Source organism: Micromonospora sp. DT47, assembly GCF_049844475.1.
GTDB lineage: Bacteria > Actinomycetota > Actinomycetes > Mycobacteriales > Micromonosporaceae > Micromonospora.
In genome coordinates this window covers 22800-29894 of sequence record NZ_JBNCLC010000035.1, presented here as the reverse complement: position 1 = coordinate 29894, position 7095 = coordinate 22800, and the positions used below count along the sequence as shown (strand labels likewise).

Annotated in this window: 7 protein-coding genes and 1 pseudogene; 3 read left to right on the top strand and 5 right to left on the bottom strand. The window is 68.8% G+C overall.

Annotated elements, in window-relative coordinates; all coding sequences use genetic code 11:
• Positions 1 to 489 precede the first annotated feature (489 nt).
• Positions 490 to 627: a helix-turn-helix domain-containing protein gene (locus ACLQ2U_RS30335; protein WP_425754324.1), complete on the top strand. Its 138-nt coding sequence runs from the start codon at positions 490 to 492 to the stop codon at positions 625 to 627.
• Positions 628 to 1002: 375 nt separating this feature from the next.
• Here the strand turns inward: ACLQ2U_RS30335 and ACLQ2U_RS30330 are convergent, their stop codons facing one another.
• Positions 1003 to 2031: a cytochrome d ubiquinol oxidase subunit II gene (locus ACLQ2U_RS30330; RefSeq protein WP_425754323.1), complete on the bottom strand. Its 1029-nt coding sequence runs from the start codon at positions 2029 to 2031 to the stop codon at positions 1003 to 1005.
• On the bottom strand, positions 2028 to 3395 hold the full coding sequence (locus ACLQ2U_RS30325) for a cytochrome ubiquinol oxidase subunit I (protein ID WP_425754322.1): 1368 nt from the start codon (positions 3393 to 3395) through the stop codon (positions 2028 to 2030). The genes ACLQ2U_RS30330 and ACLQ2U_RS30325 overlap by 4 nt, the downstream gene beginning before the upstream one ends.
• Before the next feature lie 252 nt (positions 3396 to 3647).
• Between ACLQ2U_RS30325 and ACLQ2U_RS30320 the strand changes: the two genes are divergently transcribed.
• Positions 3648 to 4367, top strand: coding sequence for an IS6 family transposase (locus ACLQ2U_RS30320; protein WP_425754321.1), 720 nt, complete (start codon positions 3648 to 3650; stop codon positions 4365 to 4367).
• Positions 4368 to 4423: 56 nt separating this feature from the next.
• A pseudogene (locus ACLQ2U_RS30315) lies at positions 4424 to 4570 on the top strand (helix-turn-helix domain-containing protein); the annotation flags it as partial.
• Between the two features lie 58 nt (positions 4571 to 4628).
• On the opposite strand, the gene ACLQ2U_RS30310 reads toward ACLQ2U_RS30315, so the two are convergent.
• The 3 genes from ACLQ2U_RS30310 to ACLQ2U_RS30300 form a co-directional block, all read right to left on the bottom strand.
• Positions 4629 to 5465 carry an NAD-dependent epimerase/dehydratase family protein gene (locus ACLQ2U_RS30310; protein ID WP_425754320.1) on the bottom strand — a complete coding sequence of 279 codons (837 nt, stop codon included), beginning with the start codon at positions 5463 to 5465 and terminating at the stop codon, positions 4629 to 4631.
• A gap of 80 nt (positions 5466 to 5545) precedes the next feature.
• The gene (locus tag ACLQ2U_RS30305) at positions 5546 to 6475 is read right to left on the bottom strand and encodes a dihydrodipicolinate synthase family protein (protein WP_425754319.1); all 930 of its coding nucleotides are present in this window, start codon (positions 6473 to 6475) and stop codon (positions 5546 to 5548) included.
• Positions 6472 to 7092, bottom strand: coding sequence for a thiamine pyrophosphate-dependent enzyme (locus tag ACLQ2U_RS30300; RefSeq protein WP_425754318.1), 621 nt, complete (start codon positions 7090 to 7092; stop codon positions 6472 to 6474). The genes ACLQ2U_RS30305 and ACLQ2U_RS30300 overlap by 4 nt, the downstream gene beginning before the upstream one ends.
• Positions 7093 to 7095: the final 3 nt, after the last annotated feature.

Below are 7095 nucleotides of genomic sequence, written 5' to 3'. Positions count from 1 at the left end.
AAGTCGGCTGACAGGCCGAATGCAAGGCGACTGAGGTCGCCCCGGTTTCACGCAGTCTTCTGATCATGGTCTGATGGCCATGGGGAGGAGCCGAAGCGCTCATCGCCGGCGAACGCGGCCCTGGTGCTGGCCGATCTAAAGGTCGCGTCAATCGGGAGACGCCGCCGCGCCGCACACAGAAAGATGCGGCCGATCGTGTCCAGGTGGTCTCGGAGTTCCGGCGGTTCGACGATGTTGAAATCCGCGCGGATGACGGCCGCACCGGGGCCGGATCCTCGACGCGGTGTGCGTCACAACCTCCGTTGCGAGGCCTTACGCATCACGCTCACCACGCCGAACTCCACGACCGACGTCCGCCAGAGCAACATCCCATACTTTGTCAGGCCGAGCGTGGGAAAGGTCGGCCGCTTTGGCGAGTCAGCGACGGAGCGGATTGGCGGGGCTTTCATTGCGCCAATGCCAGCAAGGGCAGCGGCTAAGTGATCCGACCTGTGGAGCAGCGAGATCGCGGCCGAGTGCGGCTATCAGAACCTGTCCCACTTCAACCGCCGGTTCCGGGTGCAGACGGGGATGAGTCCGCGCGAGTTCCGCCGCCACTTCCAGGCGGAGGGCCGGGCGGCAGGGTGACCCCTACGCCCTCGGGCGACATCCGCTTTCCGTCCACAGTGACCGCGAACCCGTCGGGGCGGCACTCGACATCGATGGTGCGCCCCCCGAAACCGGAGGCCGTGCAGCGCTACGGTGCCCGGGGCGGGCGGCGGCGCGATGACGAGGCGCCCGTCCGGCGAGCCCGGCGACGATGTTGGCCCGGCGGCCGGTGGGCGGCGGGCCGGTCCGAGTAGTGCCCCTGCGGGAAATGCGGTAGTGCCTCCACGCCAGGTCCGCCTCACCTCGCTCCCGGAGCGTGAGCGCGAGCAGGGGCGCTCGCCGGTGTAGGCGCCGCCGCTAGCACCATCGGCTGGGAGTCGGTGACGGGCGTGAAGCGAGCATGTGCCCCTAGATTCACGAACCGTGCGTTGAGCTCTCACGGTTGGTGCGTGCTTGGGTGCCCTGGAAGATGCTGAACAGCCACAACAGTGACGGCAGGAGGAGCAGCGCCCCGAGCGCCAGGACGACGAGGACGGTGGCGAGCACGGTGGGGTCCCCTGCTGCCTGCTCGACGGTGAGGTCGGGACGGAGGAGAACGGGGTACTGGGCGGCTCCCCACGCCCACAGCACGGCGGCGACAGCGAGGGCGGCGGTGACCCGGACCGCCCGGTACCGGCCGGTGGCGATCAGGACCAGGGAGGCGATGCCGGTGGCCAGGGAGAGCAGCACCAGCGGCAACGCGCGCCCGCGCAGGTCGGCGAAGAGTTCGGGCGCGTCGGCGGCGACCACGGCCAGGCCGGCGAGGGCGGCGACGCCGACGAGCACGCCGGTGGTGAGGGCGCGGCGGCGGAACTGGGCAACCAGGTCGGCGTGCCCGGCCCGCCGGGCGTCGTGCAGGAGATAGACCGCAGCCAGATACGCGCAGACGCCGACGGCCAGCAGACCGCTGTAGATCGAGGTGGGGTTGAGCCAGCTGCGCCAGATGTCTCCCGTCGCGATGCCGGGCGGTACCCGGCCGGAGGCGAGCGCACCGACGATCGTGCCGAGGAAGAACGGGGTGGCCAGCGACGAGAGCGCGAACGCCGCCCCGTAGAGCCGTTGTTCGGCCAGGGTGCGGCTGGCCTTGCGGAAGGCGAAGGCGGCGCCCCGGCCGATGATGCCTAGCGCGGCCAGGGTCAGCGGGATGTAGAGGGTGGAGGCGAAGGCGGCGAACGCGGGCGGGAAGGTGGTCCAGAACAGGGTGATCACCAGGATCAGCCAGACGTGGTTGGCCTCCCAGACCGGTGCGATCGAGTGTTCGATTAGCTTTCGCCGCTCCGCGCCGCGCCGGGTCCCGCCGGCGAGGAGGTCCCAGATGCCCCCGCCGAAGTCGGCGCCGCCGAACAGGGTGTAGAGGGTCAGTCCGAGCAGCAGCACCCCGAGCAGGATGTCGGCGACGGTCATGGCATGGACTCCGCCGCGGCCGGTGCCCCTTCCTGCGGGGCCACCGGCTGGTCGCGGTGCCGCGCCATCCGTCGTAGCACCAGGACGGTGGCGACCGTCAGGACCAGGTAGACGCTGGCGACCAGCACCAGACCGGTGGCCAGGCCGGGGGCAGGGTTGACGGCCTCAGCGGTACGGAGCACACCGTAGACGATCCAGGGTTGCCGCCCGACCTCGGTGACCACCCACCCCGCCTCAACGGCGAACGCCGCGGCGACTCCGCTGAGCGCCGCGCCGCGCAGGAACCAGGGCGAGCGGGGCGGCCCGCGCCGCCGCCACCACGAGAGCCCCCACCAGGCGGAGAGCCCGACCAGCGCGAAGCCGATCGCGACCATCAGCTGGAAGGCCCATTTCACGATCGTCACGGGCGGCTCCTGGTCGTCCGGCACCTGGTCCAGCCCCGGCACCACGGCGTTCGCGTCCCACTTGGCCAGCAGCGACAGCGCGTTCGGGATCTCCACCGCGTAGCGCAGCTCGCCCTCGACGTAGACGCCGCCGAGGGAGAGCGGCGCGCCCGCCTGCGTGCGGCCGAGCCCCTCGATCGCGGCCAGCTTCGTCGGCTGGTACTCGCCGACGAAGTGCGCGGCCCAGTCACCCACCACCACCTGCACGGGCGCGAAGAGGGCGGCCACCGTGAACGGGATGGCGAACCCCAGCCGGTGGTACCGGTCCCGGCGACCGCGCAGCAGGGCGACGGAGTACACGCTGGCAATGCCGAAGCCGGTGACCATGAACGCCGCGATGATCATGTGTACGGTTTGCGGCGGGGTAGCCGGGTTGAACATCGCGGCCCACGGCCGCACGTTGGTCACCTCGCCGGAGACCAGGTCGAAGCCGCGCGGCTGATTCATCCAGGCGTTCGCCGACACCACGAAGAACGCCGACGCGACCCCGGCCACGCAGACCGGCAGACCGGACAGCAGGTGCGCCCGCGGCGGCACTCGGTCCCACGCGTACAGGTAGATGCCGACGAAGATGGCCTCGATGAAGAAGGCGAAGCCTTCGAGCGCGAACGGCAGCCCGATCACGTCGCCAAACCGCCCCATCAGCCCCGGCCAGAGCAGCCCCATCTCGAAGGAGAGGATGGTCCCGGAGACCGCGCCGACCGCGAACAGCACGCCCATCACGGTGGCCCACCGCCGGGCCAAGCGGGTGTAGACCGGATCACCGGTACGCAGTCCCCGCCACTCGGTGAAGACTGTGACCGCCGGCATGCCGACGCCGAACGCGGCGATCACGATGTGCCAGCCCAGCGACAGCGCCATCTGCAGCCGCGCCGCCATCAAGTCAGCCGGAGCGGCCTCCTGGGTCAGGAACTGCAGCAACCGAAGCCTCCAACCGGATCACCCTCTACATCATGTTCAACCTAACGGGAGAAATCGGATAGAAAGCAGCGTTCTGACATAACAGGAGAGATCGGAACCGGGGCACCCTGCAGCGGCCGACGCGCTGGTGGATGGAGTCAGTCCGCTTGGGTCGGGAGCGTGCTCGTCGCCTTCATCTCGCTCCACTGGCTCTGTTGCGTTCAGCGTGAGCATGATCGGAGAAGGCTTGACCGGCGTGGTCAGGCTGGACCGGTGAGGTCACCATCTCGTGCCCCGTCCTGGTCACCACCGAGGTCGGCGTTCGCCGGGTTCCGATTCCCGCCCGAGGTGATCGTTCTCGCGGTCCGCTGGTATCTGCGGTTCAACCTGTCCTACCGGGACGTGGAGGAGTTGCTGGCCGAGCGCGGGGTCGAGGTCGACCACGTGACGGTGTTTCGGTGGGTGCAGCAGTTCACACCGCTGCTGGCCGATGCCGCCCGGTTCTGCCGTCACTCACCCGGTGACCGCTGGTTCGTCGATGAGACATACGTGAAGGTCAACGGAGTTTGGCGGTACGTCTACCGGGCCGCCGACCAGTACGGCCAGGTCATCGATGTGCTCGTCTCGGCCCGTCGAGACGCCGCTGCCGCCCGGCGGTTCTTCCGACGGGCGCTGTCGACGTTGAAGGTGACACCGGCCGAGGTGGTCACCGACGCCGCTGCGATCTACCCCGGCGTGCTCGACGAACTCATCCCGCAGGCGTGGCACCACGTCGAGCGGTACGCCAACAACCCGATCGAAGCCGACCACAGCCAGCTCAAGCATCGCCTCAGACCGATGCGCGGACTACGCAACGACCGGACAGCCCAAGTGATCATCGCCGGACACGCCTTCATGCGGAACCTGCGCCGCGGACACTACGAACTCGCCGTCGACACCCCACCCGCCACGCGGGTCGCTGCGGCGTTCGCCGAGCTGGCCAGTGCGATCTGAACCAAGCGCAAACGCCGGTTCACCGCGTCTGCCGATCTGTCAACGCAACAGCGCCCCTCGACCTGCCCGACCGGGCGCTGCTGGTCGCCACGTACTGGCGCACCAACCTGACCATGCGGCAGATCGGTCCGCTGTTCGGAGCGTCGCACTCCGCCGCGCACCGGGTCATCGACACCCTCGGACCGCTCCCAACCCGCTCCCCGACTATCGTTGGACAGCCGTCGGAATCCAGATAGGCGTGGCGACACGGTCTGGTCGCCCTTAATGTCCACAATCACATGATCTCGTAAATTCAGTGCGGATGGGGCGCTGTCTGTCGAGGGTGTAGGCCGGCGTCGCGAGGACGCCGCCTTGGACGCTGTCCGTGGCCGGTTCCCAGGTGGACCCAGGCGGGTGGCACTCGGCGCTCTCGCTCGGGTGGTAGCCGAGAGCGCGACCGGGCTCATGGTCCCACCATCCCAGTTCGTTTGCGGAGACGGCATAAAAGGTCGTGTACCGGAGATCGGGGGCTGCCATCGCCGCGACGAAGGCGGCCGTTGCGTCTCTGGGGCTGAGCCAGGTATGGCGGTGTCGAGGCTCGGTCGGACGAGGCAGACAACTTCCAATGCGCAGGCACGCCACCTCAAGGCCAAACTTGTCGGCGTAGAGCCTGGCCACTGCTTCGCCCGCAGCCTTGCTGACGCCATAGAACCCGTCCGGGCGTACCGCCATGTCCGGACCGACCGGTACTCCGGTCGGGTAGAAGCCGGTGACATGGTTGCTGCTGGCGAAGATGACGCGCCCGACGTTTGCCCGCCGGGCCGCCTCGAACACGTGGTAGGTACCGACGATGTTGACCTCGGTGAGGTCCCGGAAGTCGGCCTCGTCGGCTATTCCGGCGAGGTGGATGACGCCCTGGACGCCGGCCATCGCCTCGGTGAGGCCGGTCAGGTCCTGCAGGTCCAGGCGGTAAACGCGCTCGCTGGGCGAGTCGGCGGTCAACGGCTTGATGTCAAGTAGCCGCAAACCCTGCACGACGGAGCGTAGTCCGATACGCAGAATTCCACCGATCTGCCCAGCGGCACCGGTGAGCAGCCACTCGCCGTCCAGCCTTGTCATCTTGCCCCCCATGGGTGCGGCGTCGCCGGCACGGCGGTCGCCGGAGCGGGTCGGCGCGGATACGGCTCGGCCATCGGGGGTCAGTCGACCGGTTGCAGCCAGGTCAGCAGCGCAGGGTCAGCGGCCAGCCTGGCATCGAGCGTCGCGCATTGCTCGGGTGACAGGGCCGGCAGCGGGGACCGGGGTGCTCCGCCGGGCAGCCCGCGCCAATCAAGCAGGTGCTTCGCGGACGCGATGTAGGGCAGCCCGGCCGTCGCGGCCTGCAACCGCGCGACGGTGAGCTGCAGGTCGCGGGCTTCGGCGAGGCGTTCCTGGCGGTGCGCGGCAACGATGGCCGCGAAGAGTTCGGGTACCACATTGGCCAATGTGGACACCGCGCCCGCGGCGCCCATCGTCAGGGCTCCCAGCAGCAGAACGTTGTTCCCTGTGTAAACGATCGGCGGATCGGGCTGGGACAGGTAGGTGGTGATCCGGGCGAGCGAGTCCCCGGTGTCCTTGACCCCGCGCAGGTTGGGGATCTCGCGAATCATTTTGATCACGAGATCCGGGCCCAGGGCGTAGCCGGTCCGGTCCGGATTGTCGTACACGTAGTGGGCACAGTCGGGCGCAGCCTCCGCGATGCGGGTGAAGTGCGTCAGCTGGGATTCCGGCGTGTACGGGAAGAACAGTGGTGGTAGCGACGCGAGTGCGGTGGCTCCGCACCCGGCCGCGTGGCGGGCAAGCTCCACCGCCGTTGCGGTGTCCGCGGCACCGCAGTGCACGACTACGGGCACCCGGGACGAGACGAGTTTGAGCGCCGTCTCGGTGAAGGCCTTGCGCTCATCCGACGAGAGCAGGAGCCCCTCCCCCGAGGTACCGAGGATGAACAGGCCGTCGACGCCGTGGCTGATCTGGAAGTCGATCAGAGCGGCCAGCGCGGTCTCATCCGGATTTCCGCCGGATTGGTACGGCGTCACGAGGGCGGAGAGAACGCCCTGTGCGTGCGGTGCCTGTGTCGCTGTGCTGCTCATGCCTGCCCCACCTGGCTCTGCTGAAGGGCGCGCATCACGGTGCGGGCCTCGTCGCCCATCCGGGAGAACTGCGAGTCAGGGGTCTCCTCTTGAAGGTTGACGCCCGACCACTGCGTGCGGTCCGCGGCGTCCTTGTCGATGTCCAATCGGATCAGGCACGGTCCGGCGGCGGCTAGAACAGCGTCAAGGTCGGAGGCGAGTGCGGCGGCGTCGGAGAAGCTGTACGTCGCCGCGTAGCCAGCGGCGGTCGCTAGTCCCGTCCAGCTGATCCGGTCCGCAGCGGGTAACGCGAAGTTGGCGCCACCCTCAAACCAGACACCGTTGTCGAAGACGAAGTGGTAAAGGTTCCTCGGCTGGACCCCGGCCACCGTCACCAGCGACCCGAGTTGCATGAGCAGGCTCCCGTCCCCGTCGAGCAGGAGCACGCTTCGGTTTGGTTGCGCAATGGCGATTCCCAGGCCAAGCGCCGACGCACCTCCCATCAGCGGCACGCAACTCAGGTTGAGCGGGCTCGGGGACAGCCGCGGGAACTGCCGCAGCGAAGACATCGTCGAGATGACGACGGCCTCCGGCGGCCGGTGGGCCGCGATCACAGACGCCGCTTGGGCCGTGCTCATTGC

Coding starts and splice junctions, on each gene's coding strand:
- ACLQ2U_RS30300 (WP_425754318.1), bottom strand. CDS start 7,092: ATGAGCACGGCCCAAGCGGCGTCTGTGATCGCGGCCCACCGGCCGCCG.
- ACLQ2U_RS30310 (WP_425754320.1), bottom strand. CDS start 5,465: ATGACAAGGCTGGACGGCGAGTGGCTGCTCACCGGTGCCGCTGGGCAG.
- ACLQ2U_RS30330 (WP_425754323.1), bottom strand. CDS start 2,031: ATGACCGTCGCCGACATCCTGCTCGGGGTGCTGCTGCTCGGACTGACC.
- ACLQ2U_RS30305 (WP_425754319.1), bottom strand. CDS start 6,475: ATGAGCAGCACAGCGACACAGGCACCGCACGCACAGGGCGTTCTCTCC.